Genomic DNA, 26,450 nt, shown 5'->3' on the forward strand with positions numbered 1-26,450 from the left:
GCCACCCGTTGCCACCACGCGAATTGCATGCTTTGCTGTCAAACACCAGCAAACGACATCAAACGACATGGATCGACGATGAATGATATCGACGCGATGAAGCGCATCCCGGCCGTGGTCCTGACGACCACCGGCCTGCTCGGCGGGCTCGCCCTGGCGTCTGCCACCGCGGCGGGCGCCCACCGCCTGCTCCGTGAGGCCGCGGCCCCGGGCGGACCTCCCGACGCCGCCGTCGCCGGGCTTGCCGCCCTCGCCGTCGTGCTCATCGCCACGTGGGCGACCCTCGCGCTCGCGCTCGCCCTCGTCGCCCACCTCCCCGGCGCCGTCGGTGCCGCCGCCCGTCGGGCCCACGAGCGGGTGACGCCCGCCGTCGTGCGCCGCTGGGCCGCCGTCGCCCTCGGCGCATCGCTCACCGCCTCCGTGCTCCCCGGGACCGCCGTCGCGGCCAGCCTCCGCGGACCCGGATGGTCGGCCGCCTCGACCGGCACACCCACGCCGGGATCGACCGGCGGTGCGACGAGCAGTCCGACGAGCGGCTCGTCCGGCGCACCCGAGCCCGGATGGAGCTCGCTCCCTTCGCCCGCCGCCCCCTCACCCACGGCGACCGCGACCACGGCCCCGTCACCCACGGCGACTGCCACCACGGCGCCGCACGGGCCCGGCTGGACGCCACGACGGCCGCCGGCCCGTCAGCGCATCGCCCCGGACCTGCTCGTCGGACGCGACCGCACGGCAGCGAGCGCCGAGGTCGTGGTCCGGCGGGGCGACAGCCTGTGGTCCATCGTGCGCGCCCAACTCGGCCCCGGAGCGACCGACGCCGAGATCGCCGACGCCTGGCCCCGGTGGCACGCCGCCAACGCGCGACGCGTCGGGCCAGACCCCCACCTGCTGCTGCCCGGGACGCGACTCGTCCCGCCCACCGACCGACACGAGCCGGGTACCAGCCCGACGACGAAGGGGACGCCATGACCACCACCACACTGCGGGTGCTGCCGGCCCCGCGTCACACGCCCGTCGGGATCCCGCTCCCGACCCACGACCAGGGCCGCGACGAGCAACTCGCCCAGCCGACCCCCTACGTGCAGGACGCCCTCGCCGTCGACTTCGCCGCGGCCAGCGACGAGCAGATCTTCGGCCCGCAGCCGACCCGGACCTGCGACCTGCCCGACGCCCGCCAGTGGGCCGCGCACATCGCCCAAGGCGTCGTCGAGGTCATGCACGGCGTGCGCCCGCCGAGCCAGGTCATGCGATGGACCAGCCCGGAGGTGTACGCCGTCGTGGCTCGCCGCGGCTCCCGCGCCGCACGCCGACGTGACCAGCGCAGCTCGGCACACCGCACGCGAGTGGTCTCGGTCCACCTGTGCGAGCCCGCCACCGACGTCGTCGAGGCATCGGTCGTGCTCGTCGACGGGACGCGCGTTCGAGCCCTCGCGCTCCGCCTGGCCGGCCGCGACGGCAGGTGGGTCGTCGAGGCTCTCCAGGTCGGGTGACCGGCCGGGTCAGCGGCCCTTCTTGGCCTTCTTCGCCTGCTTGGCGGCGGCCCGACGCTCGGAGCGGGACCCCTGACCACGGGCGGAGCCCCCTTCGTCGCGCTCCTCGACACCGCCGTCCTCGGACGGCGCGGAGTAGTGCAGCCGACGCTGGCGGGACCCGTCCTCCAGGCCCTTGGCGGTCACCTGCGGCCGCTCCTCCCCCTCGCCGCCGAGCAGGGCGTCCACGCTCTTGGGCTGGGTCGAGGACTCGGGCACCGTCGGCACCTGGACCTCGGAGTTGAAGAGGTAGCCGACCGACTCCTCCTTGATCGCCTCGTTCATCGCCTCGAAGAGCTGGAAGCCCTCGCGCTGGTACTCGACGAGCGGGTCGCGCTGGGCCATCGCCCGCAGGCCGATGCCCTCCTTGAGGTAGTCCATCTCGTACAGGTGCTCACGCCACTTGCGGTCGAGCACCGACAGGACGACGCGGCGCTCGAGCTCGCGGGCCACGGGCTCGCCGAGCTCGGCCTCGCGACGGTCGTAGGCCTCGTGGATGTCGGTGATGATCTCCTCGCGCAGGCTCTCGGCGTTGAGCCGGGCCAGACCGCCCGCCGCCTCGATGACCTGCTCGGGGCCGAGGGTGGTGGGGTAGATCGCCTTGAGGGCCGTGAAGAGCCGCTTGAGGTCCCAGTCCTCCGAAAAACCGCTCGCGGTCTCGCTGTCGACGTACCCACCGACGACGTCCGTCATGAAGTGCCGGACCTGCTCCTCGAGGTCCTCCCCCTCAAGGACCCGACGACGCTCGTCGTAGACGACCGTGCGCTGCCGGTTGAGGACGTCGTCGTACTTGAGCACGTTCTTGCGGGTCTCGTAGTTCTGCCCCTCGAGCTGGCTCTGGGCCCCCTCGATGGAGCGGGTGAGCATCTTGCCGGCGATGGGCGTCTCGTCGTCGATCTTCGCCGTCTGCATGACGCGGTCGACGAAGCCGGCGTTGAAGAGGCGCATCAGGCTATCCTCGAGGGACAGGTAGAAGCGGGACTCACCCGGGTCGCCCTGACGGCCGGAGCGGCCGCGCAGCTGGTTGTCGATCCGTCGCGACTCGTGGCGCTCGGTACCCAGCACGTACAGACCACCGAGCTCGATGACCTCCTCGTGCTCCGCCTCGACGGCCTTCTCGGCCTCGGCGAGTGCCTCGTCCCAGGCGGCCTCGTACTCCTCCGGTGTCTCCTCCGGGTCCAGCCCTCGCGCCTTGAGCTCGGCGACGGCACGGAACTCCGGGTTGCCACCGAGCATGATGTCGGTGCCTCGACCCGCCATGTTGGTGGCGACGGTGACGGCGCCCTTGCGCCCGGCGTCGGCGACGATGGCAGCCTCGCGCTCGTGGTGCTTGGCGTTGAGCACCGCGTGCTTGATCTTGCGCTTCTTCAGCTCCTGCGACAGGTACTCGCTCTTCTCCACGCTCGTCGTGCCGACGAGTACCGGCTGGCCCTTGGCGTGGCGCTCGGCGATGTCGTCGACGACGGCGTTGAACTTCGCCTGCTCGGTCCGGTAGACGAGGTCCGGCTGGTCCTTGCGGATCATCGGCTTGTTGGTCCGGATCGGAACGACGCCGAGCTGGTAGATCGAGTTGAGCTCGCCGGCCTCGGTCTGAGCGGTACCCGTCATGCCCGAGAGGGTGTCGTACATGCGGAAGTAGTTCTGGAGGGTGATCGTCGCCAGGGTCTGGTTCTCGTTCTTGATCTCCACCCCCTCCTTGGCCTCGATAGCCTGGTGCATGCCCTCGTTGTAGCGACGCCCGGCGAGCATGCGTCCGGTGTGCTCGTCGACGATGAGGACCTCGCCGTTCATCACGACGTAGTCCTTGTCGCGGGTGAAGAGCTCCTTGGCCTTGATCGCGTTGTTGAGGTACCCGATGAGCGGGGTGTTGACGCTCTCGTAGAGGTTGTCGATGCCGAGCATGTCCTCGATCTTCTCGATGCCCGGCTCGAGGATGCCGACGGTGCGCTTCTTCTCGTCGACCTCGTAGTCGCCCTCGGCCTCGATGCCACGCATGGGGTCGGCACCGTGGCCGCGCTCGAGCTTGCGGACCATCTTGGCGAACTCGGAGTACCACTTCGTCGGCTGGTCGGCCGGGCCCGAGATGATGAGCGGAGTGCGGGCTTCGTCGATGAGGATGGAGTCGACCTCGTCGACGATGGCGAAGTTGTGACCGCGCTGGACGAGCTCGTCGGTGTTCCACGCCATGTTGTCGCGCAGGTAGTCGAAGCCGAACTCGTTGTTGGTGCCGTAGGTGATGTCCTTGGCGTACTCGGCCCGGCGCTGCTCGGGGTTCATCGACGCGAGGATGACACCGGTCTCGAGACCGAGGGCCCGGTGGACGCGGCCCATGAGGTCGGCCTGGTACTCGGCGAGGTAGTCGTTGACCGTGACGACGTGCACGCCCTTGCCCTCGATGGCGTTGAGGTACGACGGGAGCGTCGCGACGAGGGTCTTGCCCTCACCGGTCTTCATCTCGGCGACGTTGCCCTGGTGCAGGGCCGCACCACCCATGATCTGCACGTCGAAGTGCCGCTTGCCGATGGTGCGTCGGCTCGCCTCGCGGACCGCGGCGAAGGCCTCGGGGAGGATGTCGTCGAGGGTCTCGCCGTCCTTGAGGCGCTTGCGGAAGACGTCGGTCTCGGCACGCAGCTCGGCATCGGTCAGCTTTTCGAAGTCCTCCTCGATGGCGTTGACCTGGGCGGCGATGCCTTCGAGCCGCCTGACGGCGCGGCCCTCTCCGGCGCGCAGCATGCGCTCGACGATCTTCACGAACTTCACTCCTGACATGGTCCATCCGGGCACGACAGGTCGCCGCGACCGGCAGGGTCAACCCACAGGCTAATCGTTTGCCGGGCCGGTGACCGACCGGGCACTGTGACCCGGGTGAACGAGCACGCTGACAGCGAGGTTCCGCACGACCCCTTCCCCGACATCGTCCCAGCCCTACGACCTCGCCACCGCGGAGACCTTCCTGCAGAGCCACGTCGACGAGTGGTCCCAGCCGCGGGGCTGGGCCTTCACGCACGGCGCGCCGAGCCTCGACTGGTACGCCGCACGGCGCAACCTCGCCTACTGGCGCGTCGCCCACGCCTGCGGGTTCACCCACCACGGCAGCCTCCCCCAGCGGGTGCCGGTGCGCGACGGCACCGCCGACGCCTGGCGCGCCTCGCTCCTGCCCGGGGAGCCGATGACCCCGCGGCACACGTGGGTCGTGCCGCCGCTCGTCGAGGTCGGCGGGCTGCGTCTGCGCCCCCTGCGCGACGACGACCGGGCCATCGCCGATGTCGCGTCCGACGACCCGCTCGGCGAGGTCCTCGTCTTCACCCGGGGCGGTGAGCTCGCCGAGGGCGGGACGGCGGAGCTCGGCGACTCCGTCCGGCCGAGCGCGCACGGTCGCGGACAACGAGGCGAGCAACAGGATGCTCGCCGGCGCCGGGTTCACGCGGTGGGGCCGCGAGGAGGCTGCCGAGGCCCCTGACGGCTCGGTCGGCCCCGCACTGCACTGGGAGCGGCTGGCCTGACCTGCGCTCAGGCGCCGACGACCTCGCCGAGGCCCAGCCAGGTGGCCATCTGCCCGAGCTCGTCGTCCAGCTCGCCACGGTCCTGCGCTCCCCCGCGGCCCGGCTCCCAGGTGATCTGGCGGGCGAGCAGCGCCCCGGCGGTACGGTCCGCCTTGAGGTCGACCCGGCCGACGAGCTCGTCGCCGAGCAGTAAGGGCAGCACGTAGTAGCCGTGGACCCGCTGCTCCGCCGGCGTGTAGATCTCGATCCGGTAGTGGAAGTCGAAGATCCGCTCCACCCGAGGCCGGCACCACACGAGGCTGTCGAAGGGGGACAGCAGCGCCCGGGCGTGCACGGACCGAGGACGGCGGGCCCCGACGTGCAGCCACGCCGGCTGGTCCCACCCACGGACCTCGACCGGCTCGAGCTCGCCGGTCTCGACGAGCCGCCCGATCGCCGGCCGCACGTGCACGCGCTTGAGCCGGAAGTAGTCTGCGAGGTCCGCCTCGGTCGCCACGCCCGTGGCGCGCGCGGAGATGCGCACGAGCTCGACATAGGCCTGCTCGTGTGACGGACGGGTCTCGGGGTCGAGCCAGGTCGCGGCGTGTGCCGCTGGCACGACGCGCTCGAGAGCCGCATAGCGGCGCTCGAACTGCGTGGTCCGCCCGGCAGAGCTGATCTCCCCCGCCCAGAAGAGGTGCTCGAGAGCGTGCTTGACCTGCGACCAGTTCCAGCCCCAGTGCTCCTTGTCCCCCGTGCGCTCGTGCCCCAGCGCCGCCTCGATCTCGCGGGCCGTGCGCGGACGGCCGGCCCGGACCTCGGCCAGGACCGCAGCGACGACGTCCGGCTGGTCGCGTGCGACGGCCTGCATACCGCCCCATGACTCCTCCCGCGCCCGACGCATCCGCGGGTACTCCATGAGCGGCCACGTGCCGGGCGGCAGGAGACTCGCCTCGTGCGCCCAGTACTCGACGAGCCGTCGCGGCGCCCGGTCACGCATCCGGTCGAGCAGGGCGGTGTCGTAGGGCCCGACGCGCGAGAAGAAGGGCAGGTAGTGGCTGCGGGTCAGCACGTTGACGCTGTCGATCTGGACGAGGCCGACGGTGTCGACGACTCGCTGCAGGTCGCGCGTCGTCGGCTCCCGCTCCGGCCGCGGCCGCGCGAGCCCTTGGGCCGCGATGGCGATCCGCCGCGCCGCGGCCTCCGTCAGTGTGCGCACGAGCCCAGACTGCCCCACCCCACCGACAGCCCGCGCGATACGCGGCCGGCACGACCGGCGTGGTTGGGTGGCGCGGACGAAGGCTCGGACGGCCCTAAGGAAAAGTCCGGACCGCTGGTCCTCGACGTCACGTCGAGGAGGCAGTCCGGACTTTTCCATGAGTCGGGCCGCCCCGACCTTCGTCCGCGCCGTCACCGTGCCCGGATCAGGTCAGGGCACGGTCGCGTGGAGCCGGGCGGGAGCTGCGCCGGTTCAGCGGACGGAGACGGGCTCCTCGACGCGGGTGCCGTTGATGGCTGCGCCGTCGACGGAGGTGCCGTTGGCACCGTCCTGGACGTCGAGGTGGATGACGCCGTAGGACCAGCCGCGGCGGCGGTAGACGACGCTCGGACGGTCGTTGTCGGAGTCGTGGAAGAGGAAGAAGTCGTGCCCGACGAGCTCCATGCGGCGCACGGCCTCGGCGAGGGTCATCGGCGCGCTCTCGTGGACCTTTTCGCGCACCTCGATCGGGCTGTCGCCGATGGTGCCGAACTGGTCGGGCTCCTCGGCCGTCTCCTCGGTGGGCAGGTCGGTCGCAAGCGGCTCGGTGAGCGTGGCGGTCGCCTCGCTGACCGACCGGCGCCGACGACCGCGCAGCACGTTGCGCTTGTCGTGGGCGCGGCGCAGGCGCTCGAGGAGCTTGTCGACGGCAAGGTCGACGGCGGCCTGCCGGTCGTCGTGGCAGGCCTCGGCACGGATCACCGGCCCCTTGGAGCGGCACGTGATCTCGACGCGCTCGCTCGCCTTGGCCTGACGTGGGTTGGCCTCGTGACTCACCATGACCTCGATGCGCTGGACGCGGGGATCGAGCTGCGTGACCTTCGACAGCTTGGTGTCGAGGTAGTCGCGCAGCCGGTCGGAGACGTTGACATGGCGTCCGGTGATGGCAATTTCCACGGAGTCCTCCTGGGGACGTCGGTACTGCGGTGGGGTTACGCCTGGCGAGGGCGTCGGGCTCAGGGCACCACCTCCACTGGGGACGGTCTCGTCGCGGGCTGCCGCCCGGGAACGCGAGAGGCCCCTGCGTCGTGCCGGCTGTGCCGGTCGAACGAGGGACCCATGACGACACGTTAGTCCGTGGGGCCGGGTAAAGGTAGGTCACGCGCTGGGAATCTGCGGGGGGTCACCGCGCACACCGCCATGCCGACGTGCGCGGCACCGGCCTCGAGCAGGGCGCGTCTCCCTTCGGCCAGGGTGGCGCCCGAGGTGAGCACGTCGTCGACGAGCACGCAGTCATGGCCACGGACCACCTGCGGGCGACCGACGGACATCGCTGCGCGCAGGTTCGCCTGTCGCCCGGACCGGTCCAGCCCCGCCTGGTCAGCGGTCCCCCGCGCCATGCCGAGGACCGGGGTCAGACGTACGGCCGGACCCAGTGCGCGCGTGACCTCTCGCGCGAGGAGCACGGTCGGGCGGTCCCCTCGCTGCCGGACGGCTGCGGGCGACGACGGGATGGGCACGACCCGCACCGTGCGCCGGTCAGGGGCGAAGGGAACGGAGGTCACCTCACGACGGACGGCGTCGGCGAGCAGCCGTCCCAGCGGGCGGGCCAGGTCACGTCGGTCCCCGTCCTTGAAGGCCCGGACCAGGCGGGCAGCGACCCCGGCGTAGCTGACGGTGCCCGTGCACCCGGGCCAGCCCGCGGGCACCGGCTGCGGGGCGACGCGGCCGAGCTCGCCGAGGGCGAGCGCCGCCAGATCCTGCCGGCACGCGGCACAGATCACCTCGCCCGGCAGGTTACAGGCTGCGCACGTCCGGGTCAGGACGAGGTCGAGAGCCGCGTGCAGAGGCCCGAGGCGGGACGCGAGTGCCATGCTCCGAGACTGCCCTGCCTCGGGGGCGGGCCCTGGCCGAGCCGGCGAGCTGTGTGTTGGCAGCGCCCGGGTGGGGACCCTGTGGGTCACTTGCCGGCGACGACGGCCCCGGTGAGCGGCTTGAGCTCCTGCCACCGACCGCCCGAGCGCTGGAAGACGCGCTGCTTGTCGCTGATGAGCACCACGTCCTTGTCGTCGCCCGTCGTCGTGATGCCGACGGCGCCGGGGCGCTCGGTCATCGCCTCGACCTGACCACCGACGTGCACGAGGTAGGGCTGCAGCACCGCCTGCTTGTCGCGACGACCGATGACGGCGAGAGTCGTCGGGCCGACCCACACCGCCTCGATCATCTCGACGAGCTCGGCCCCGATGCGGAAGGTCTGGGGCGAGGTCTTGATGGGCAACCCGTTGGCCCGCCGGACGACGCCTGCGATCTCGAGGGTGCTGCCCGAGCCCCGCCGCACCTCCGAGATCACGGCGACCCGGCTCCCTTCGGGCGAGACGACCGCAGCCTGCACGAGCCGCTGGCCCAGCCACGGGGTCGGGACGTGCTGCGGCGCAGCGGCGTCCTCGTCGTCGGCGTCGACCGTCGCATTGATCGCCCAGAGCCGGTGCCCGCTCTCGCGCCCCAGACCGGAGCCGCCGATCCACAGGACCCCGCCGTAGTCGTAGCAGGGATCGCTCATGTCCGCGGCGAAGGTCGCCACGGAGATCTGGCTCCCGTCGTCGCGATAGCGCACGAGGTCCTGCCCGTCACCGGAGACAGCCGCCACCTCCTTGCCGTCCAGACGCAACCCCAGTCGCACCGACGTCTTCGGGATCGGGGCGAAGGGAGATGACGCCGCCTTGAGGTGCTGCGTCGACACCGAGGCGAGCCGGTCGCCCACGGTGACGAGCTTGGTCCCACGGCGGGCCAGCACGACCGGGGTGCTCGAGCGGGTGCGGTCGACGAAGCCCAGCTGCTCGGGTGTCGTCAGCGGGTCGCTGATGCCGAGGTCGAGCTCGTTGCCCGAGAGCGTGATGACGACCTCGGTGACCGCGGGCAGCGACATGAGCGTCGCGACGAGCTGCGCGGCGAGCTGCTTGCGGGTCGTCGCGTCGTCGGCCACGGACTCGCTGTCCAGGTCGACGCGGGCGACCCCGTCACGGACGGGCACGGCGTCGACGACGAGCCGGGCGCCGTTGTCGGTCGAGACGGCGTCCTCGAGGTAGTCCGGCACCCGTCCCAGCTGGGCTCGGACGAGGCGGGTCGCGAGCTGGTCCTGCGGGAACCACCGCTGGTCGACGACGAGGGTGTTCCACCCGATCGCCGGGTAGTGGACCGGGTAGTCCCGGAAGATGAAGCCGACCTCCTGCTCCTGCAGGACCCGACCGAAGCCCTCCTCGAGCTGGTCGATGCGCCACTCGCCACCGACCTGCGTCATCTTGAAGTCGAAGATCTCCCAGAGGTTGGGCGGTGCGACGGTGTAGCGGCCCTCGGTGTCGATCGTCGCCCGCACGTGGACCTTGACCCGGTAGGTGTCCGCGGCCCCCTTGACGGGGCGGACCTTCGGCTCGTTGCCGTCGTAGATCACCGTCTGGCTGTCGGGGATCCACGCGCGGGCGAGGGTGTCGGTGAGGTACGAGCGGGTGATGTCGAGCCGCTCGCCGCTCGTCGCCCCGGCGTGGAGGAAGCCGACGATGATCTGCTCGGGACTCGCTCCCTCGTCCGGCTTGTTGGGGATGCGGTTGAGCGGCACCGGAGGCTCGCCGTCGACCTTGAGCCCCGGACGCACCGTGGTGTCCGCACCGAGTCCGCAGCCGGAGAGCGCGCCCGCGGCGGCGACACCGAGCACGGCGCGCCGGGAGACCCCCCGCGACGCGGTCACGCCGTGCCTCCGGGCAGGTCCCCCTCGCGGGGAGTGAGCGGCAGCGGCGAGGTGGTGAGCGGTCCGCCGGCCGTCCGGGGCACGGTGAGCCGGAAGCGCGAGCCGGACCCCGGCTCGCCCCAGGCCTGGAGCCACCCGTGGTGCAGGCGAGCGTCCTCGAGGGCGATGGCCAGACCCAGCCCGGACCCGCCCGTGGTCCGGGTGCGCGCCGGGTCGGCACGCCAGAAGCGGTTGAAGACGAGCGAGGCCTCCCCCGCCTTGAGCCCCACGCCGTGGTCCTCGACGAGCACGGCGGCCGCCTCGTCGTCGCCACCGACCCAGATGTCGACCGGGCGCCCCTCTCCGTGCTCGATCGCGTTGACCACGAGGTTGCGCAGGACGCGCTCGATGCGCCGGGCGTCGACCTCGGCGACCGCGGTCTGACCGGCCTCACGGTGGACCGTGACGTCACTGCCCCTGGCGTCGGCGATGGAGGCCGTCGAGTCCACGACCCGGTCGATGATCGCGAAGAGGTCGACCGGGTCCTGCTCGAGGACCGCGGCACCGGCGTCGTACCGACTGATCTCGAGCAGGTCGGCGAGCAGCTCCTCGAAGCGGTCGAGCTCGTCGTGCAGCAGCTCGGCGGACCGGCCGGTCACCGCGTCCATCTCGTCGCGCGAGGAGTGGAGGAGGTCGGCGGCCATGCGGATCGTCGTCAGCGGGGTGCGCAGCTCGTGCGAGACGTCTGAGACAAATCTCTGCTGCACGCGGGAGAGCCCCTCGAGCTGGCGGATCTGTGTCTGGAGGTTGTCGGCCATCTCGTTGAAGGACTGGCCGAGCAGGGCCAGGTCGTCGTGCCCGCGCGCGGACATCCGCTCGTTGAGGTGGCCCGACGAGAGACGCTCTGCCGCAGCCGCCGCTCGGCGCACCGGGGTGACGATCATGCTCGTCACGATGTAGGCGATCGCCGAGACCAGGGCGATGAGGAAGAGGGCGCCGAGGATGAAGGAGCGCGAGATCGTCCCGAGAGTCGCTTCCTCCTGGTCCATCGGGTAGATGAAGTAGATGTCGTAGCTCTCCGCGCTCGGCACCTCGATCTGCGAGCCGACGACGACGGCGGGGACGGTCTCGGAGTCGGACCTGCCCGGGAAGGATGTGCCCACCGCGTCGGTCGTCGGCCGGTCCAGCTCGATGACCATCGTCTGCTGGCGGCTCGGGTCGGCCGAGACCGCCTGCCGAAGCGAGCTCGGGATGGACTCGAGGTTGACGTGGTCGGACTCCTCCGATGGGATCCGTACGTCCGATGAGTTGTCGATGCTTCGGGTGAAGATGACGTACCGGCTCTCGTCGCCCGCCGGCGCCTTGAGCGTGCGGTTGACGAGGTTGCTGGCGAAGACCGGCAGCTCCGGTGTCCCCGTGTACCCGTTGAAGCCGGCCTGCGCGTCATCGGTGAGCTTGCGGGACTCGGCCTGCGCCAGGTTGATCCGGTTGTCGACGAGACCGTCGGCGATCGAGCGGTACATCGTCAGGCTGATGATCGAGACGACGACGAGACCGAGGATCAGGGTGCTCGTGACGACACGGAAGCGCAGCGACCGCCGCCACAGGCCGACGACCGCCTTGGCCTGCCGGACGAGGAAGCCGTCACCGGAGTCCGTGGACTCCGGGGCCGACGCGGAGTGCGTGGGTGCCGGGTCCTCGGTCTCCGTGGCAGGGGCCGAGGCCATCGTCAGGACGGCCCGGCCTTGTACCCGACCCCGCGGACGGTGACGACGATCTGCGGGTTCTCCGGGTCGTGCTCGATCTTGCTGCGCAGGCGCTGCACGTGCACGTTGACCAGACGGGTGTCACCCGCGTGCCGGTACCCCCACACCTGCTCGAGCAGCACCTCGCGGCTGAAGACCTGCCAGGGCTTGCGGGCCAGCGCCACGAGGAGGTCGAACTCGAGCGGCGTGAGGCTCAACGACTGCTCGCCCCGCTTGACCGAGTGGCCGGCGACGTCGATCGTCAGGTCACCGATGGTCAACCGCTCGGGCTCGGGCTCGTCCCCACGGCGCAGGCGGGCGCGCAGCCGGGCGATGAGCTCCTGGGGCTTGAAGGGCTTGACGATGTAGTCGTCGGCGCCCGACTCCAGCCCGACGACGACGTCGACGGTGTCGGTGCGGGCGGTCAGCATGACGATGGGGACACCGGACTCCTGCCGCAGTCGGCGGCAGATCTCGATGCCGTCCATGCCCGGGAGCATGACGTCGAGCAGGACGAGGTCGGGGCGGGCCTCGTGGAAGGCGTCGATCGCGCGGGCGCCGTCGGCGACGTGTGCGACGTCGAGGCCCTCCTTGCGCAGGACGATCCCGAGCATCTCGGCCAGCGCCTGGTCGTCGTCGACGACGAGGACACGTCCCTTCACGGTGTTCCCTTTCCCACGGGTGCGGCAGCTGCCCGCCCATCATCACACAGGCGGACGTGCCCACCTGCGCGCCACGACGTAGGCTGGCGGCGAGGCCCACGACCGGCCCTGCGGACGAGGGAGCCGTACCCGTACCACGACAAGACGGACTCGTGAGGAGTCCCATGTCCTGGTTCGTGCTCATCGTCTCGGGGATGCTCGAGGCCGTCTGGGCGGCCGCGCTGGCCGCCTCCCACGGATTCACCCGCCCACGCCCCACCCTGCTCCTCGTCGGCATCGTCGGCGCGGTCATCGGGCTGAAGCTCCTCCCTTCGCCCGACGACCCTGACGACACCGGCGCGGCCTAGGCTCGGGTGGTGACCACCCTGCCCGTCCTGATCAGCCTGCTCGACCGCTCGCGCACCCGCGCCGGGGAGCCGGCCGCCCGTGCGCTGCGCGACACCGTGGAGCGGGCGCGCCGGGCGGAGGAGCTCGGCTTCGGCCGCATCTGGGTGGCCGAGCACCACGCCGTCCCCGGTATCGCCAGCGGGAGCCCGCCGCTGCTCATGGCGGCGATCGCTGCCCGGACCGCGCGGATCCGGGTCGGTTCCGGAGGGGTCATGCTCCCCAACCACCGGCCGATCGTCGTGGCCGAGCAGGCGAAGATGCTCGCTGCCCTCCACCCCGACCGCATCGACCTGGGCGTGGGCAGGTCGCTCGGCTTCACGGCGCCGGTGCGCGATGCCCTCGGCGTCCACGACTACGGACCGGAGCACTTCGCGAGAGACCTCGAGGAGCTCACCGCCCTGCTCGCGGGCACCGCGGCCGTCACTGCCATGCCGAAGGGAGTGCCCGCTCCCCCGCTCCTGGTGCTGGCGACCGGCTCCGGGCTGGCCGTCGCGGCGCGGCTCGGGCTGCCCGTGGTCGTCGGTGGCCCCCTCCTGCGAGGCGACCTCGTCCCCCTCGACGACTACCGAGCGGGCTTCCGCCCGCACCGCCCCGACGACGTCCCGCGCGTGCTCGTCAGCGTCGACGTCCTCGTCGCCGACAGCCGCGAGCAGGCCCGCGAGTTGGCGATGCCGGAGGCCTGGGCGATGTTGGAGTCACGCACGACCGGCGCCTTCCCTCCCCTTCGTCCCGAGCCGGCGATGCGCCTCACCGCCCGCCAGCAGGAGCAGGTCGAGCAGCACCTCGACCAGGTGGTCCACGGCACCGCGACCGACGTCGCCGACCAGCTCACCGCGATCGTCGAGCGCACCGGCGCCGACGAAGTCCTCGCCTTCTCATCCACCCACGACCGCGCCGCCCTGGCCGACAGCGACGCCGCCCTCGCCTCCCTGCGCTGAGGTAGCAGGAAGGGGCCCGGAGACACGTGCGTCTCCGGGCCCCTTCGTCCCTGGACTCAGTAGCGGTAGTGCTCCGGCTTGTACGGCCCGGCGACGTCGACGCCGAGGTACTCGGCCTGCCCCTTGGTCAGTTCGGTCAGCTCGACGCCGAGGGCGTCGAGGTGGAGGCGGGCGACCTTTTCGTCGAGGTGCTTGGGCAGCGTCGTGACGCTGGGTCGGCCCTCCTCGTCGACGTACTCGTCCGCCTTGGCAAAGAGCTCGATCTGGGCGATCGTCTGGTTGGCGAAGGAGTTGCTCATGACGAAGCTCGGGTGGCCGGTGGCATTGCCGAGGTTCATCAGGCGACCCTCCGACAGCACGATGATCGAGTGACCGTCGCCGAAGGTCCACTCGTGGACCTGCGGCTTGATCTCGGTCTTGGTGACGCCCTCGATCCGCGCGAGGCCGGCCATGTCGATCTCGTTGTCGAAGTGGCCGATGTTGGAGACGATCGCCTTGTTCTTCATCGACGACATGTGCTCGGCGGTGATGACGTCGTAGCAGCCGGTCGTCGTGACGAAGATGTCGCCGTAGGTGGCGGCCTTGTCCATCGTCGTGACCTCGAAGCCCTCCATCGCGGCCTGCAGGGCGCAGATGGGGTCGACCTCGGTGACGACGACGCGGGCGCCCTGGCCGGCCAGCGCGCTGGCGACGCCCTTGCCGACGTCGCCGTAGCCCGCGACGACGGCGACCTTGCCGCCGACGAGCACGTCGGTGGCGCGGTTGAGGCCGTCGAGGACGGAGTGGCGGGTGCCGTACTTGTTGTCGAACTTGCTCTTGGTCACCGCGTCGTTGACGTTGATCGCCGGGAAGAGCAGCTCGCCGGCCTCGGCGAGCTGGTAGAGGCGGTGGACACCGGTCGTGGTCTCCTCGGTGACGCCCTTGATCTGCTCGGCGACCTTCGTCCACTTCTGCGGGTCGGCGGCGAGGGTGCGGCGCACGAGCGCCTTGAAGACGGTGAACTCCTCGGAGTCGTCCTCGGTCGTGGGCGGCACCTGGCCGGCCGCCTCCCACTCCTTGCCCTTGTGGACGAGCATCGTGGCGTCGCCACCGTCGTCGAGGATCATGTTGGGACCGCCGTCGGCCCAGGTGAGGATCTGCTCGGTGCAGTCCCAGTACTCCTCGAGGGTCTCGCCCTTCCACGCGAAGACGGGGACGCCCTGCGGGTTGTCGGGCGTGCCGCTGCCGACGACGATCGCGGCGGCGGCCTCGTCCTGCGTCGAATAGATGTTGCAGCTGGCCCAGCGGACCTCCGCGCCGAGCGCGGTGAGGGTCTCGATGAGCACGGCCGTCTGGACGGTCATGTGCAGCGAGCCGGCGATGCGCGCGCCCTTGAGCGGCTGGCTCTCGCCGTACTCCTCGCGCAGGCTCATCAGGCCGGGCATCTCGTGCTCGGCGAGGCGGATCTGGTGACGGCCGGCCTCGGCGAGGCCCAGGTCGGCGACCTTGTAGTCGAAGGACACGTGAAAACTCCTGTGACAGGTGTGGGATCGGACCCGGCGCGACCCTTCTGGGTCTGTCGCGGGGTATCACCCACGCCGGCGCCGACAGTCTAGTGCCCGTGGTCCACCATCTCGCCCGGACCCCTTGACGACATCGAACACCTGTTCGATGTCGTCAAGGGGGAAAGGACCGGGGCAGACGGACGCGACCTGGTCGCCATGATCTCCCGACAGCGCGTGCACACGGGTGGGCTGCGACGCCTCATCGAGCTGCGCGACCAGATCTGCCGCAGCACACGGCGGACCCACCTCCGCGGGCAATGGCCTCGGGGTCTGTCAGCGCCACAACCTCGACATGGAGGCCACGGGGTTCACCGTCCGGGTCGAGTCGACCGGCCTTCGATGCAGACGGTCCCGACCCCGGCGGAGGGCCGCACGCGATCACGCTGACCACGCCCACCGGGCGCACGGTCCACTCGCACGCGCGCCGATCCTCGGCCACGGGCGGGACCTCCACACCACATCCCGCGTCGAGGTCCTCCTCGACGGCTGGCTCCGCGCCGCGTAGGGCTTCAGTGGGCCTCGGCGGTCTCCCCTTCGTCCTTGCCGAAGGGCAGCACGTGCATGACCGCGACGACGACGGCACCGACGAGCAGGCCGAGGATCGCCGAGGCGACGGTGTTGGTCAGCCAGCCGAGCACGCCGCCGAGGGCGCCGGTCGCCTCGTGGACGAGCTCCTCGAGGTGGTGGACGAACTCGTAGGGCTGCGGCAGCCAGCCGGTCTCCTCCAGGCCCACGAGGATGATGTGGCCACCGACCCAGAGCATCGCGGCGACACCGACGACGGACAGCACGCTGAGCAGCTTCGGCATGCCGGAGACGAGGCCCTGGCCGATCCTCTGCGACAGGCCGGACTCTCGCTTGGAGAGCGCCAGACCGATGTCGTCCATCTTGACGATGAGCCCGACGGTCCCGTAGACGACGAGCGTGATGACGATGGCGACGACGACCATGACGGCGAGCAGGTACCAGAAGGAGTCGTCGAGCCCTTCGTCGAGGACCGCCTTGAGCGAGATGACCATGATCTCGGCGGAGAGGATGAAGTCGGTCGTCACCGCGCCCTTGACGATCGAGTCCTCGTCACCGACCTGCCCCTCTTCCTCAGCGTGGTGGCCGTGGCCGGAGACCTTCTCCCAGATCTTCTCGGCGCCCTCGAAGCACAGGTAGGTGCCGCCGAGCATGAGCAGCGGCGAGAGCAACCACGGGATGAAGGCGTTGAGCAGCAGGATCGCGGGCACGATGACGACGAGCTTGTTGCGCAGCGACCCGATCGTGATCCGCTTGATGATCGGCAGCTCGCGCTTGGGGTCGAGCCCTTCGACGTAGCGCGGGGTGACCGCTGTGTCGTCCACGACGACGCCGGCGGCCTTGACGCTGGCGCGCCCGGAGGCTGCGGCCACGTCGTCGATGGACGCCGCGGCGGCGCGGGCCAGCACCGAGATGTCGTCGAGCAGGGCGAAGAGACCGCCGCTCATCGCCGGGATCCGGTCATCGTGTGGGTCGTCTGCACGGGGACAGCGTATGGGAGCCCGGCGGTCGGTGCGCTCAGGCGAGCGGCGGCGACTCCACGTGGTCCTCGGGCAGGTTGAAGTCGAGCCCGAGCAGCGCATTTTCGACGACCTCGGTGAGCGCCGGGTGGATCCAGTACTGGCCGCGGACCATCTCGGCGACCGGTTGGTCGAAGGCCATCATCTGGATGAGCGGCTGGACGAGGGTCGAGGCCTCGGGGCCCAGGAGGTGGCCGCCGACGAGCCGCCCGGTGCGACGGTCGGCGATGACCTTGCAGATGCTGCTCGTGTCCTCCATGGCCCAGCCGTAGGCGGTGTCGCCGTACCGCTGCACCTTGACGCTGATGTCGAGCCCCTGCGCGCGGGCCTCCTCCTCGGTGAGCCCGACGGAGGCGACCTGCGGGTGCGTGAAGACCGCGGCCGGCACGGCGGTGTGGGTGAAGGACTGCAGGTCGTCGGGGTGCGCGAGGTTGTGCGCGACGACGCGGGCCTCGTGGTTGGCGACGTGCTTGAGCTGGAAGGGGGAGCTGGCGTCCCCGAGGGACCACACCCCGTCGGCGGTGGTGCGGCCGTGCTCGTCGACGACGATCCGGTCGTCGTCGCGCACCTCGACACCGGCGAGGTCGAGTCCCATGTGCTGCGTGCTCGGGCGGCGGCCGGTCGCGGCGAGCACGACGTCGGTGACGACGCTCGAGCCGTCGGAGAGGGTGACGGTGATGCCGTCGCCACCCCGTCGCAGGTCCGTGACCGTCGTCCCGAGCCGCACGTCCCACTGCTCCACGGCCGCCGCGGTGAAGGCCGCCGAGATGTCGCCGTCGAGATGACGCAGCAGGCGGTCTCCTCGGGCGGAGACGACGACCTGGCTCCCGAAGGCGGAGAAGACGTGGGCCATCTCCATCGCGATGTAGCCACCTCCGACGACGAGCATCCGCGCCGGCAGCTCGGGCAGGCGCATGACGGTGTCAGAGGTGTGGATCGTGACGTCCTCACGCGCCGCTGCCGCGCCGAGGTCCTCCGGCCACGTCGCATGGGCCCCGGTCGCGATGACGACCTGTCCGGCCCGCACGTGCTCGGTCGTGCCGTCGCGCATCTCGACCTCGAGCTCGCGCGGCCCGGTGAAACGTGCCCGACCGCGCAGCAAGTGCACCCCGTCCCCGTCGCGGCGGTAGGCCTCTCCGGCGGCGGAGATCAGGTCGATCCGACCGAAGACGCGGTCGCGCACGTCGGTGAAACGCACCCGCTCGAGGGTCGCGTCGACACCCAGGCGGCCCCCTTCGCGCACCGCGGTGGCGATCTCGGCGACGTGGACGTACATCTTCGTCGGGATGCACCCGACGTTGAGGCAGGTTCCGCCGAAGACGGCTCCCCCTTCGATCATCGCGAAGGTGCGATCCGACAGCTCATCGGTGAGCAGGCTGTTGCCCGATCCGCTGCCGATGACTGCGATGTCGACGTCGATCACGCTGGGGCCTTCCGTGGGAGGTGCAGCTCGGAGATGCCCGGCGCCGACGCCGGGTCGAGCCCGTGGCCGATCGCCAGGTAGGTGGCGGCGTAGTCGGTGAGTGCCACGAGCTCAGCGAGCCGGGCGAGGTCGTGACCCGGGCCCGCCCAGTGCTCGAGCACCCGCACCCCGGCCGACTGCGCGTGGTCGGCGATGGACTGGGCGGTGTTGTGCCGCTCGACCTCCTCCGGCCGCCCGTCCGCGGTCGGTCGCGGGTCGCGCAGCAGGAGCAGGCCGAGCTCCGGCCCGGCGGGACCGTCGATGTAGGGGTCGGCGAAGACGTCGCGGCCGCCGCCAGGAGCGCTCGCGGCGCCGGTGAAGGGGCCGGAGAGGCAGGCGAGGACCTGAGCTGCCGCATCGGGCAGCCGCCCCCAGGTCGACGGGGTGCGTGCCGTGCGGGCGAGCATCGCGCTCGCACGGCGCGCGGCGACCCCGGTGACCGGGCCGTCACCGAGGACGACGGGCACCCGGCTCGAGAGGTCGAGCGCGAGGGTCTTGGCGGGGTTGACGAAGTACTCGGCGTCGGGCCGACAGGCCTCGGCCTGCGCGTCCAGCCGGTCAGCCACGTCGCCGAGGACGTCGCCGGGCACGTCGACGACGCCGCAGGCGGCCACGGCCAGGACGGCGCGAGCGACCATCCCCCACAGGGCCGCCCGCGAGTGCCCGCTGCCCGGCTCGATCGGCAGGTGCACGCCGCGCGCCGCGTGCGCCGCCTCGGCGAGTGGGCTGTCCGGCGCCCCGATCGTCAGCACGTGGGCCCCACGCCGGGCAGCCTCACGGGCCTGCCGCACGGGACCGTCGGCGCGACCGGAGAGGGAGACGGCGACGACGAGGTCCAGCGTGCCGACCCAGCCGGGCAGCGGCCCGGACCCGTCGGCGGTCAGCAGCACCGGCCCGGTGCGGGCGGCGAATAGGTCGAGCACCGTCCCCACGACCTCGGCCCCACCGACCGCGGCGACGTGCACCGCTCGTGGCCGCTCTCCCCCGGCCACGAGCCCGAGGTCGGTCTCCGCGGCGATGGCGACCGCTCGACGGACCTGCGCCCCGGCTCCGGCCAGGCTGCGCAGCACGTCGCTGCGGTCGACGGCGTGGCGGCGTCCCTCGTCGTCGAGCAGGGTCTCGTCGAAGGGGGCCATCGTCGCCTCAGGCCCGCGGACGGGCCTCGTCGACGAGCAGGACGGGGATGCCGTCCTCGACCCGGTAGGCCAGGCCGCAGTCGCCGCCGGTGCACACGAGCTCGGGGCCTGCGGTGCCGGTCTCGTCGCGCAGCTCGCTGCGGCACGCGGGGCAGCGCAGGATCTCCCGCAGCCAGGGCTCGATGACGGGGTCGCTCATGTCAGGCCTCTCGGATGGTCGTCAGGACGTCGTCGCGCACGCGGGCCATCGTCGCCTCGTCCGCGGCCTCGACGTTGAGCCGCAGGAGCGGCTCGGTGTTGCTGGGGCGCAGGTTGAACCACCACATCGGGCCGTCTGCTCCCGCGTGGGTGACGGTCAGCCCGTCGAGCTCGTCGACGACCGTCGCGTCGGTGACGAAGCGCTCCCGGACGACCTCGGTCACCGCGGCCGCGTCCGCGACCGTCGAGTTGATCTCGCCGGAGGCGACGTAGCGCTCGTACGGGGCCATGACCTCGCTGAGCGGGGCATCGCTCTCCCCCAGCGCGGCGAGCACGTGCATCGCCGCGAGCATGCCCGTGTCGGCGAACCAGAAGTCACGGAAGTAGTAGTGCGCCGAGTGCTCGCCGCCGAAGACCGCGTCGTGGTCGCTCATGACGGCCTTGACGTAGGAGTGGCCGACGCGGGTGCGCACGGGGCGGGCGCCCCCTTCGGCGATGATCTCCGGCACGGCGGCGGAGGTGATCGCGTTGTGCACGACCGCGACGTCGGCCGCGTCGCGACCGGCGGCGACCTCCCGGGCGATCTCCCGACGGGCGATCATCGCGGTGATCGCGCTCGGGCTCACCGGGGTGCCCTGCTCGTCGACGACGAAGCAGCGGTCGGCGTCCCCGTCGAAGGCGATGCCGATGTCGGCACCGTGGGTGCGCACGCGCTCCTGGAGGTCGACGAGGTTCTTGGGGTCGAGCGGGTTGGCCTCGTGGTTGGGGAAGGTGCCGTCGAGCTCGAAGTACATCGGGTCGATCGTCAGGGGCAGCTCGGGCAGGCCCGAGCCGGTGCCGAGGACGGCGGGGACGGTGAGGCCGCCCATGCCGTTGCCGGCGTCGACGGTGACCCGGAGCGACCGGGAGCCGGAGAGGTCGACGAGCTCGCGCAGGAAGCCCGCGTAGTCGGCGAGGACGTCGCGCTCGGTGACCGTGCCCGGGCGCACCCCGTCGAAGGCGGAGACGCCGGCGTCGAGGTGCTGCTGGGCGAGGTCACGGATGTCGGCGAGGCCGCTGTCCTGCCCGACCGGTCGGGCCCCGGCGCGGCAGAACTTGATGCCGTTGTACCTGGCCGGGTTGTGGCTGGCGGTGAACATCGCGCCGGGCAGACCGAGGGCACCACTGGCGTAGTACAGACCGTCGGTGCTCGCGAGCCCGATGAGGACGGCGTCCACGCCCCGGGCGGTGATGCCGCGGGCGAGGGCGTCGACGAGCTCCGGCGAGCTCGGGCGCATGTCGTGGCCGATGACCACGGCGGTGGCCCCCTCGGCGAGGGCGACGACCTCGGCGAAGGCCGCCCCGAGCGCGTGGGCGACGTCGATGTTCAGCTGGTCCGGGACGACGCCGCGCACGTCGTAGGCCTTGACGAAGTCGGAGAGCGTGGTGGTCACGCCGTCAGCCTAGTTCGCCCACGACGTCTCGTGGGCAGGGGTCGTCAGTCGCGGTCGCGCAGGACGCGCAGGTGGCCGCGGCGGCCGGTCTCGGTGACCGTCGTCGGCTCGGGGCGGGCCCTCGTCGGCACGCTGGCGGTCCGCTCGGAGTCGGTCGCCGGCTCGGGGCGGCGGCGGACCGCCTCGGCGACGGCGACGAGGTCGTCGTAGGTGGCCGGGGCGGGCTGGTCGGTCGCCAGGCGCACGACGTCCCACCCGCGGGGAGCAGTGAGCCGCTGGGCGTGCTCGTCGCAGAGGTCGTAGGCGTGCGGCTCGGCGTAGGTGGCGAGCGGACCAAGGACGACCGTCGAGTCGGAGTAGACGTACGTGAGCGTCCCGGCGGCCGGTCGTGCGCAGGCGGCACGGGAGCACTGGCGGGAGAGAGTCACCCGTGCAGGCTAGGCCACGAGGGACCGGATGCACGAAGGCACGCCGACCGCCTCCCCCTACGATCGTGCTCGTGAGTCGTCATCGGGATCGTCGTGGACGGGGCCTGCGCGGTCCGCTGGCCGTGCCGGGGGTCCCCGCCATGACGACCCGAGCCGCGGCCTTCGACGACCTCGTGGTCGACACGGCGCAGCGCTTCCGCGGGGTGCTGGGCCGCCGGTGGGAGGCGGTCGAGTTCGCCGTCGAGGACATCCCCCCGTCGGACCCGGCCGGCTGGGAGGACGGGGTCCCGCTGGCCCGCATGTGGCCGGCCGAGGGCGCCCTGCCCGCGCGGATCGTCGTCTACCGGCGCCCGGTGGAGACCGCCGCCCGAGGTGTCGAGTCCGTCGACCTCGTGCACGAGGTCATGGTCGAGCAGGTGGCGCTGCTGCTCGGGGTCGACCCCGACGAGGTCGACCCGGACCGCCGCTAGGGCGCCGCGGTCACCGACGGCCGGGACGAAGGGCGGTCAGCGCACCTGGGTGACGGGCACGTCGCGGACGGAGACCCGCGTGGGCAGCAGCGGGATCGAGGTCGTCTCGGCGCGCGGGTCGGACGACGGCGCGGCGAGCACCACGGCGCCGTGCAGCCTCCCCCGGGTCGGTCGCAGCCAGACCGCCTCGGCCCCATCGACCTGCACCGTGGTCCCGCTGCGGGCCTCGAGGTCGATGCTCTCCGTGGTCACCTCGCCCTCGCGCTGTACGAAGAGCTCGGCGGACGCCGCGTCCTCCGGGGCGACGACCTGCACGAGTCGGCGCAGGCCGCTGTCGGCGTCGACGGGCAGCACCGCCCCGGCGAGGGTGCCTGCCGGTGGTGTCGCGACCGACCACGCATGGTCCTCGCGGTCGCGGTCGTCCTGCACGGTCGTCGCGGCCGCTGCGACGACGGGTTCGTCGGACTCGATCTCCCACCCGGCGAGCGCGGCGTCGGCGGGCAGCTCGACCTCGACCATCTCGTCGGCGGGCACGGTGACGACCTCGATGCTCGTCGCGGGCCCTTCGCCGAGCCGTCGCACCTGGACGACGGCGTCGCGCTCGCCCGGGGCGGCCAGGACGAGCGTGCGCGCGCTGCCCCCAGCCCAGCCGGGGACGACGAGGCGGCGGGCCGGCGCCGCCGTCGGGGGCACGATCTCGACACCCGCGGGGTCGAGACCGTCGCGGTGGTGGTCGACGAGGGTGGGCACGACGAGCCCGCCCGTCACCGTGACGTGCACCGCCTGCGGGTGCTGGGTGCCACCGATGCCGTCGAGCAGGACGACGCTGCGCCCGTGCGCGGGGACGACCACCGAGCGCTCGGCGTCGTCACCGGAGGTGCCGACGAGGTCGAGCTGGACGCTCACGGAGTTGCCGCCGGGGTTGGCGAGGACGAGGCGCTCCTGGCGTCCCGCCTCACCACCGCCCGCGACGAGCCAGGCGTCGGCGGTCGCGGTCGGGCAGGGCGTCGCGGCGAGACCTCGCACCTGCTTGCCGCCGGCCTCGAGACTCTGGCCGGCGAGCAGCCCCGGGGCCCGCTCCTGCGTGGCCTGCACCCGCACGGCGTGCTCGTCGAGCTCGTCGAGGGTGCGGGTCGTCGGGCCGCTGCGCGGGGTGCCCTCCTCGGGTGTCGCCGGCTCGCCGGTGAGGGCCTCGACGGTGATGTCACCCGGCTCGTCCGACGGCTCCACGAGCCCGTCGAGCACTTCTGCGGGAGCGGCGTGCGCGATCACCGACCCGGCCACGTCGACCGTCGGCGTCTCGTCGTCGCCACCGGCGAAGGGGTCCCCCGTGCAGTACGAGGTGGACTGGGTGGCGGCGACCCGGGCTGCCGTCGGCGGGGCCGCGGTGCCCGTCGACACCTCGCCCACGCGGCCGGCACCGACGACGAGGCCGGCGGCAGCCAGCCCGACGGCGGCGACCCGGACCACCGGGGGGACCCATCCGTTGGTCGAGGGACGTGGACTCACTCGTCCTCCTCGGGGTCGACGCGCCGCTCCGTGGGGAGTGCGAGGTAGAGGGCGAGCACGAGGGCCAGGGCCTGGCCCGCCTTCCACACCGGGTGACCGGCACCGACGTCGATGCTCACGTCCTCGGTGTCGTCCGGGAGCTCGTAGGTCGGGATGGCGCTGTGCGTGGCGGCCTCGAGCCGGCGCCCGTCGGCCCGCACCACCGCGCGGTCGCTCCAGTCGAGGGACTCGGCGACGACCAACGTGTCGCCGCCGACCGCGTCGACGTCGCCGTCGGTGTCGGCATGGGCACCCGTGGCGACGGTCGTGCTGGTGTCGCCAGCCTCGAGTCGCGCCCTCGAGGGCACCGCGCCACCGGTGACGTCGGAGCGCACCGCCCAGGTGATCGTGCCCGCGCTCGAACCGAGCCTGGCCAGCCCGGGCGAGGCGTCGACGAGGCGCCGCTGGGCGTCGGTGGGTGAGACGATGACCACGTGCGAGACGCCGTGCTCGGCGAAGACCTCGCTGGGGGTGCGGCCCCCTTCGCCCGCACCGAGCACCTGGGCCACCGCGGCAGCCACCTGCTCCTCGCCCGGGACGGGCGGCGACGACTCGGGCAGGTCGCGCACGAGCGGACCGGGCTCGGAGCCGACGAGGCGGTAGGAGACGCCGCTGTCGGTGGTCTCGACGACGAGGGTCCGGGAGGCGGTCGGCCCCTCGGCGGCAGCGACCGCCACGAGGGGGCGGGGCTCGCGCCAGGTCGCCAGCTGGTCCCCGTAGGAGTGCTGGCCGACGACGACGCCGCTGCCGATCGCGACCACCGGCAGCACGAGCGCCGGGAGCACGAGCCAGCGCCGGTGCCCGGCGCCGCGCCAGGCGCGAGGCAGCGTGTCGGCCGCGACGAGCACCGCGACGAGCGCCCCGGCGACGAGCAGCAGCTGACCGGCACCCACCCAGGGGGTGAGCGCTGCCCCGGCGCCGGGCTCGCCCTGTGCTCGGTGACCGATGACGAGGTGGGGCGCCCCCAGCGTCCAGGCGAGGCCGACGAGGGCGCAGACCGCGGCGGCCCACGAGGCCGGGCGGCGCCCGGGCACCAGCAGGGCGATCGCGCCGAGGGCGAGCAGGGCCGCGGTCCACCAGGTCGTCGTGGCACCGCCGGCGAGCTGGCCGAGCGCGAGGCGGTCGACGGCGGTCGGGTCCTGGGTGGCGGTCATGCCCCAGCCGGCCAGCAGCCGGCGCGGTGCAGCCTGCAGCGTGAGCAGCCACGGGCCCGCGAGCAGGAGCGGGACGGCGACGAGGGCCACGCCGGCCCAGCGCCTGCGGGCGTCACCGACCAGGAGCAGACCGAGACCGGCCGCGACGACGACCACCCCGGCGAGCGGCACGAGGCTCGCGAGCAGTGCGGCCCACAGCGCGGTCCGCACCGTGGCGCTCGGGGCCGCGGTGCGCCGGGTCGCCCGGACGACGCCGGCACCGACGCGGGGCAGCAGCACGAGCAGGGCGATGGCCCCGATCCGTCCCTCACCCACGGCGGCGGCGGCCGGGGCCGTCGTCACCCAGGCGAGGGCGGCAGCGGCGCGCAGCCAGCGACGATCGGTGAAGGTGCCGGCCGCGCCGTACGCGGTGAGGGCTGCCAGGGGCAGGGCGGTGACGACGAGGAGGGTGAGCACCATGCCGGCGGGCGAGTGGCCCGAGCCGAGCCCGGGCACCCAGCCGACGAGACCGCTGAGCGCCGCGAGGACGACGACGGCCGGGCTCTGCTCCGCGGCACCGCCCCAGCCGGGTCCGTGCCAGGCCATCCACCACGAGTCCCAGAGCTGGCCCGCCGTCGCGCGGCCGCCGAGCAGCTCACCCCCGACGAGGCCGGAGTCGATGCGGTGGCGCAGCTGCGCCGTGACGTGACGGGCCGACCAGGCCGACAGCGCGCACGTCGAGACGAGGAGCCACAGGAGGGGATGCGTCAGCCACCCACCGCCCCGCTCGACCTCGAGCGAGCGCGCCTCGACCGCGGCGCCCGGCCCGGTCGACCCCCGGGCCTCGTCGACGAGACGACGGCGCGCCTCGCGCGGGGTGACGAAGAGGGCATCGAGGTCGCCACGGGCGACCTCGCGCGGGGCCCTGCCCCGCAGGCGAGAGCGCAGGGTGCGCACGTCGAGGGCCGCCGGGAGGCTGGCCAGCTCGTCGGCACCCATGCCGGGGCGCTTGAGGACGACGAGCGCCAGACCACCCACGAGACTGCTCAGGGCGATCCACAGCGCGACGAAGGGGGCGGCGGCGAAGTGGGCCCGGGCCAGGGCCGCGCGGCGGGCCTGGCGCCGGTGGTCAGGGGTGGGGCGACGCTCGGCGGCGGTCGGTCGCACGGCGACGGCCGCACGAGGCGCGAGCACCACGCGACGGCCGGCCCGCTGCGAGCGCCAGCCGAGGTCGAGGTCGCCCCCGAGGTCCCCGAGCGCCGGGTCGTGCCCGTCGAGGGCCTCGTAGGTGTCGCGGTCGATGAGCAGCCCGTCGAGGGGCGCGGCGACCGCGTCGACGTCACCGTCGTGCTGCCCCTGGTCGGTCGTGCCTGCCACGGGCGTCGGGACGATCCGACCCGTGCGGGTCACCTGCAGCCCGAGGCGGACGATGCGCGAGGGGTCGCGCTCGTCGACGAGCTTCGGCCCCACCATGCCGACGCCCCGACCGCTCGCCGCGACGAGCAGTCGCAGGGCCTCGGGGTGGGGTCGGGTCCGGGAGGTGAGGACCCACACGAGGTCGCGCCCGGATCCTTCGCGCGGCAGCCGCTCGACCATGGCCGGCAGGATCCTGCGGATGCCACGGCGCGGGCCGAGGGTGCTCGTCAAGACCTCGATCCCGGCGTCGGCCACGGGAGCGAGGAGGTCGCTCGTGTCGCCGAGACCGTCGAGGGCCCCGTCGACGAGGAGGAGTCGATCGGGGAGACGGTCCTGGGCGAGGAGGGAGCTGAGGACCTGTCCTGCGTCGTCACGGCTGCGCGCCACGACGACGGCGGTGACGGTGACCGGAGGCGTCGTCGTCCGCCGGGAGGGGGTGGCGGAGGTCGACGGGAGGCTGCGCTGCGTCACGACCT

At 72.6% G+C, this 26,450-nt stretch carries 22 protein-coding genes and 1 riboswitch; of the genes, 6 read left to right on the forward strand and 16 right to left on the reverse strand.

Features of this window, described 5'->3' with window-relative positions; genetic code table 11:
* Positions 1–78: 78 nt before the first annotated feature.
* Complete coding sequence (locus AB4Y78_RS10410; protein ID WP_128276787.1) at positions 79–969, forward strand: LysM peptidoglycan-binding domain-containing protein; 891 nt, start codon at positions 79–81, stop codon at positions 967–969.
* Positions 966–1,490, forward strand: coding sequence for an Rv3235 family protein (locus AB4Y78_RS10415; protein WP_441713438.1), 525 nt, complete (start codon positions 966–968; stop codon positions 1,488–1,490). The genes AB4Y78_RS10410 and AB4Y78_RS10415 overlap by 4 nt, the downstream gene beginning before the upstream one ends.
* Before the next feature lie 9 nt (positions 1,491–1,499).
* On the opposite strand, the gene secA is transcribed toward AB4Y78_RS10415, so the two are convergent.
* Positions 1,500–4,262: a preprotein translocase subunit SecA gene (gene secA / locus AB4Y78_RS10420; RefSeq protein ID WP_441713568.1), complete on the reverse strand. Its 2,763-nt coding sequence runs from the start codon at positions 4,260–4,262 to the stop codon at positions 1,500–1,502.
* A 382-nt stretch (positions 4,263–4,644) separates the two neighbouring features.
* Between secA and AB4Y78_RS10425 the strand changes: the two genes are divergently transcribed.
* Positions 4,645–4,989: a hypothetical protein gene (locus AB4Y78_RS10425; RefSeq protein WP_441713436.1), complete on the forward strand. Its 345-nt coding sequence runs from the start codon at positions 4,645–4,647 to the stop codon at positions 4,987–4,989.
* Between the two features lie 50 nt (positions 4,990–5,039).
* On the opposite strand, the gene AB4Y78_RS10430 is transcribed toward AB4Y78_RS10425, so the two are convergent.
* From AB4Y78_RS10430 to mtrA, 6 genes are all read right to left on the reverse strand, one after another.
* Positions 5,040–6,230, reverse strand: a complete 1,191-nt coding sequence (locus AB4Y78_RS10430) for a winged helix-turn-helix domain-containing protein (protein WP_441713435.1) — start codon at positions 6,228–6,230, stop codon at positions 5,040–5,042.
* Positions 6,231–6,482: 252 nt separating this feature from the next.
* Complete coding sequence (gene hpf / locus AB4Y78_RS10435) at positions 6,483–7,166, reverse strand: ribosome hibernation-promoting factor, HPF/YfiA family (protein WP_007928869.1); 684 nt, start codon at positions 7,164–7,166, stop codon at positions 6,483–6,485.
* Between the two features lie 173 nt (positions 7,167–7,339).
* Entirely contained in the window at positions 7,340–8,083 is a 744-nt protein-coding gene (locus AB4Y78_RS10440; protein ID WP_441713432.1) for a ComF family protein, read from the reverse strand.
* 86 nt (positions 8,084–8,169) lie between these two features.
* On the reverse strand, positions 8,170–9,951 hold the full coding sequence (locus AB4Y78_RS10445) for a GerMN domain-containing protein (RefSeq protein WP_128276789.1): 1,782 nt from the start codon (positions 9,949–9,951) through the stop codon (positions 8,170–8,172).
* Positions 9,948–11,657, reverse strand: coding sequence for an MtrAB system histidine kinase MtrB (mtrB, locus tag AB4Y78_RS10450; RefSeq protein WP_441713430.1), 1,710 nt, complete (start codon positions 11,655–11,657; stop codon positions 9,948–9,950). The genes AB4Y78_RS10445 and mtrB overlap by 4 nt, the downstream gene beginning before the upstream one ends.
* A 2-nt stretch (positions 11,658–11,659) precedes the next feature.
* The gene (gene mtrA, locus AB4Y78_RS10455; RefSeq protein ID WP_007928874.1) at positions 11,660–12,337 is read right to left on the reverse strand and encodes an MtrAB system response regulator MtrA; all 678 of its coding nucleotides are present in this window, start codon (positions 12,335–12,337) and stop codon (positions 11,660–11,662) included.
* 88 nt (positions 12,338–12,425) lie between these two features.
* Positions 12,426–12,492: riboswitch (guanidine-III (ykkC-III) riboswitch) on the forward strand.
* 9 nt (positions 12,493–12,501) lie between these two features.
* Here mtrA and AB4Y78_RS10460 point away from each other — a divergent pair.
* Together AB4Y78_RS10460 and AB4Y78_RS10465 are read left to right on the forward strand one after the other, a co-directional pair.
* A complete protein-coding gene (locus tag AB4Y78_RS10460) occupies positions 12,502–12,684 on the forward strand; it encodes an SMR family transporter (protein WP_128276791.1) in 183 nt (60 codons plus the stop codon).
* A 9-nt stretch (positions 12,685–12,693) separates the two neighbouring features.
* Complete coding sequence (locus AB4Y78_RS10465; protein ID WP_441713427.1) at positions 12,694–13,662, forward strand: MsnO8 family LLM class oxidoreductase; 969 nt, start codon at positions 12,694–12,696, stop codon at positions 13,660–13,662.
* A gap of 56 nt (positions 13,663–13,718) precedes the next feature.
* On the opposite strand, the gene ahcY is transcribed toward AB4Y78_RS10465, so the two are convergent.
* The 7 genes from ahcY to AB4Y78_RS10500 form a co-directional block, all read right to left on the reverse strand.
* Entirely contained in the window at positions 13,719–15,164 is a 1,446-nt protein-coding gene (gene ahcY / locus AB4Y78_RS10470; protein WP_441713426.1) for an adenosylhomocysteinase, read from the reverse strand.
* 551 nt (positions 15,165–15,715) lie between these two features.
* Positions 15,716–16,678: a DUF808 domain-containing protein gene (locus tag AB4Y78_RS10475; protein WP_441713424.1), complete on the reverse strand. Its 963-nt coding sequence runs from the start codon at positions 16,676–16,678 to the stop codon at positions 15,716–15,718.
* 70 nt (positions 16,679–16,748) lie between these two features.
* A complete protein-coding gene (locus AB4Y78_RS10480) occupies positions 16,749–18,173 on the reverse strand; it encodes a mycothione reductase (protein WP_441713423.1) in 1,425 nt (474 codons plus the stop codon).
* Positions 18,170–19,348: an SIS domain-containing protein gene (locus tag AB4Y78_RS10485; RefSeq protein WP_441713422.1), complete on the reverse strand. Its 1,179-nt coding sequence runs from the start codon at positions 19,346–19,348 to the stop codon at positions 18,170–18,172. Before AB4Y78_RS10485 ends, AB4Y78_RS10480 begins: the two co-directional genes overlap by 4 nt.
* Before the next feature lie 7 nt (positions 19,349–19,355).
* Positions 19,356–19,547: a Trm112 family protein gene (locus AB4Y78_RS10490; RefSeq protein ID WP_259909498.1), complete on the reverse strand. Its 192-nt coding sequence runs from the start codon at positions 19,545–19,547 to the stop codon at positions 19,356–19,358.
* A gap of 1 nt (position 19,548) precedes the next feature.
* Positions 19,549–20,979: a phosphomannomutase/phosphoglucomutase gene (locus tag AB4Y78_RS10495; RefSeq protein ID WP_265229863.1), complete on the reverse strand. Its 1,431-nt coding sequence runs from the start codon at positions 20,977–20,979 to the stop codon at positions 19,549–19,551.
* 44 nt (positions 20,980–21,023) lie between these two features.
* Positions 21,024–21,407, reverse strand: a complete 384-nt coding sequence (locus tag AB4Y78_RS10500) for a DUF3499 domain-containing protein (RefSeq protein WP_259909496.1) — start codon at positions 21,405–21,407, stop codon at positions 21,024–21,026.
* Positions 21,408–21,547: 140 nt separating this feature from the next.
* Between AB4Y78_RS10500 and AB4Y78_RS10505 the strand changes: the two genes are divergently transcribed.
* Positions 21,548–21,877, forward strand: coding sequence for a metallopeptidase family protein (locus AB4Y78_RS10505; protein ID WP_441713421.1), 330 nt, complete (start codon positions 21,548–21,550; stop codon positions 21,875–21,877).
* A 36-nt stretch (positions 21,878–21,913) separates the two neighbouring features.
* Here the strand turns inward: AB4Y78_RS10505 and AB4Y78_RS10510 are convergent, their stop codons facing one another.
* Entirely contained in the window at positions 21,914–23,386 is a 1,473-nt protein-coding gene (locus AB4Y78_RS10510; RefSeq protein WP_441713420.1) for a DUF5719 family protein, read from the reverse strand.
* Entirely contained in the window at positions 23,383–26,445 is a 3,063-nt protein-coding gene (locus tag AB4Y78_RS10515; protein ID WP_441713419.1) for a glycosyltransferase, read from the reverse strand. The genes AB4Y78_RS10510 and AB4Y78_RS10515 overlap by 4 nt, the downstream gene beginning before the upstream one ends.
* Between the last annotated feature and the right edge of the window lie 5 nt (positions 26,446–26,450).

This window comes from Janibacter sp. RAF52 (genome assembly GCF_052114035.1).
Classification (GTDB): domain Bacteria; phylum Actinomycetota; class Actinomycetes; order Actinomycetales; family Dermatophilaceae; genus Janibacter; species Janibacter hoylei.

Bases quoted from the DNA above. Each gene is read 5' to 3' on its own strand.
- AB4Y78_RS10410 (WP_128276787.1), top strand. From the start codon at position 79: ATGAATGATATCGACGCGATGAAGCGCATCCCGGCCGTGGTCCTGACG.
- AB4Y78_RS10415 (WP_441713438.1), top strand. From the start codon at position 966: ATGACCACCACCACACTGCGGGTGCTGCCGGCCCCGCGTCACACGCCC.
- secA (WP_441713568.1), bottom strand. From the start codon at position 4,262: ATGCTGCGCGCCGGAGAGGGCCGCGCCGTCAGGCGGCTCGAAGGCATC.
- AB4Y78_RS10440 (WP_441713432.1), bottom strand. From the start codon at position 8,083: ATGGCACTCGCGTCCCGCCTCGGGCCTCTGCACGCGGCTCTCGACCTC.
- mtrB (WP_441713430.1), bottom strand. From the start codon at position 11,657: ATGGCCTCGGCCCCTGCCACGGAGACCGAGGACCCGGCACCCACGCAC.
- AB4Y78_RS10460 (WP_128276791.1), top strand. From the start codon at position 12,502: ATGTCCTGGTTCGTGCTCATCGTCTCGGGGATGCTCGAGGCCGTCTGG.
- AB4Y78_RS10475 (WP_441713424.1), bottom strand. From the start codon at position 16,678: ATGAGCGGCGGTCTCTTCGCCCTGCTCGACGACATCTCGGTGCTGGCC.
- AB4Y78_RS10485 (WP_441713422.1), bottom strand. From the start codon at position 19,348: ATGGCCCCCTTCGACGAGACCCTGCTCGACGACGAGGGACGCCGCCAC.
- AB4Y78_RS10490 (WP_259909498.1), bottom strand. From the start codon at position 19,547: ATGAGCGACCCCGTCATCGAGCCCTGGCTGCGGGAGATCCTGCGCTGC.
- AB4Y78_RS10505 (WP_441713421.1), top strand. From the start codon at position 21,548: ATGACGACCCGAGCCGCGGCCTTCGACGACCTCGTGGTCGACACGGCG.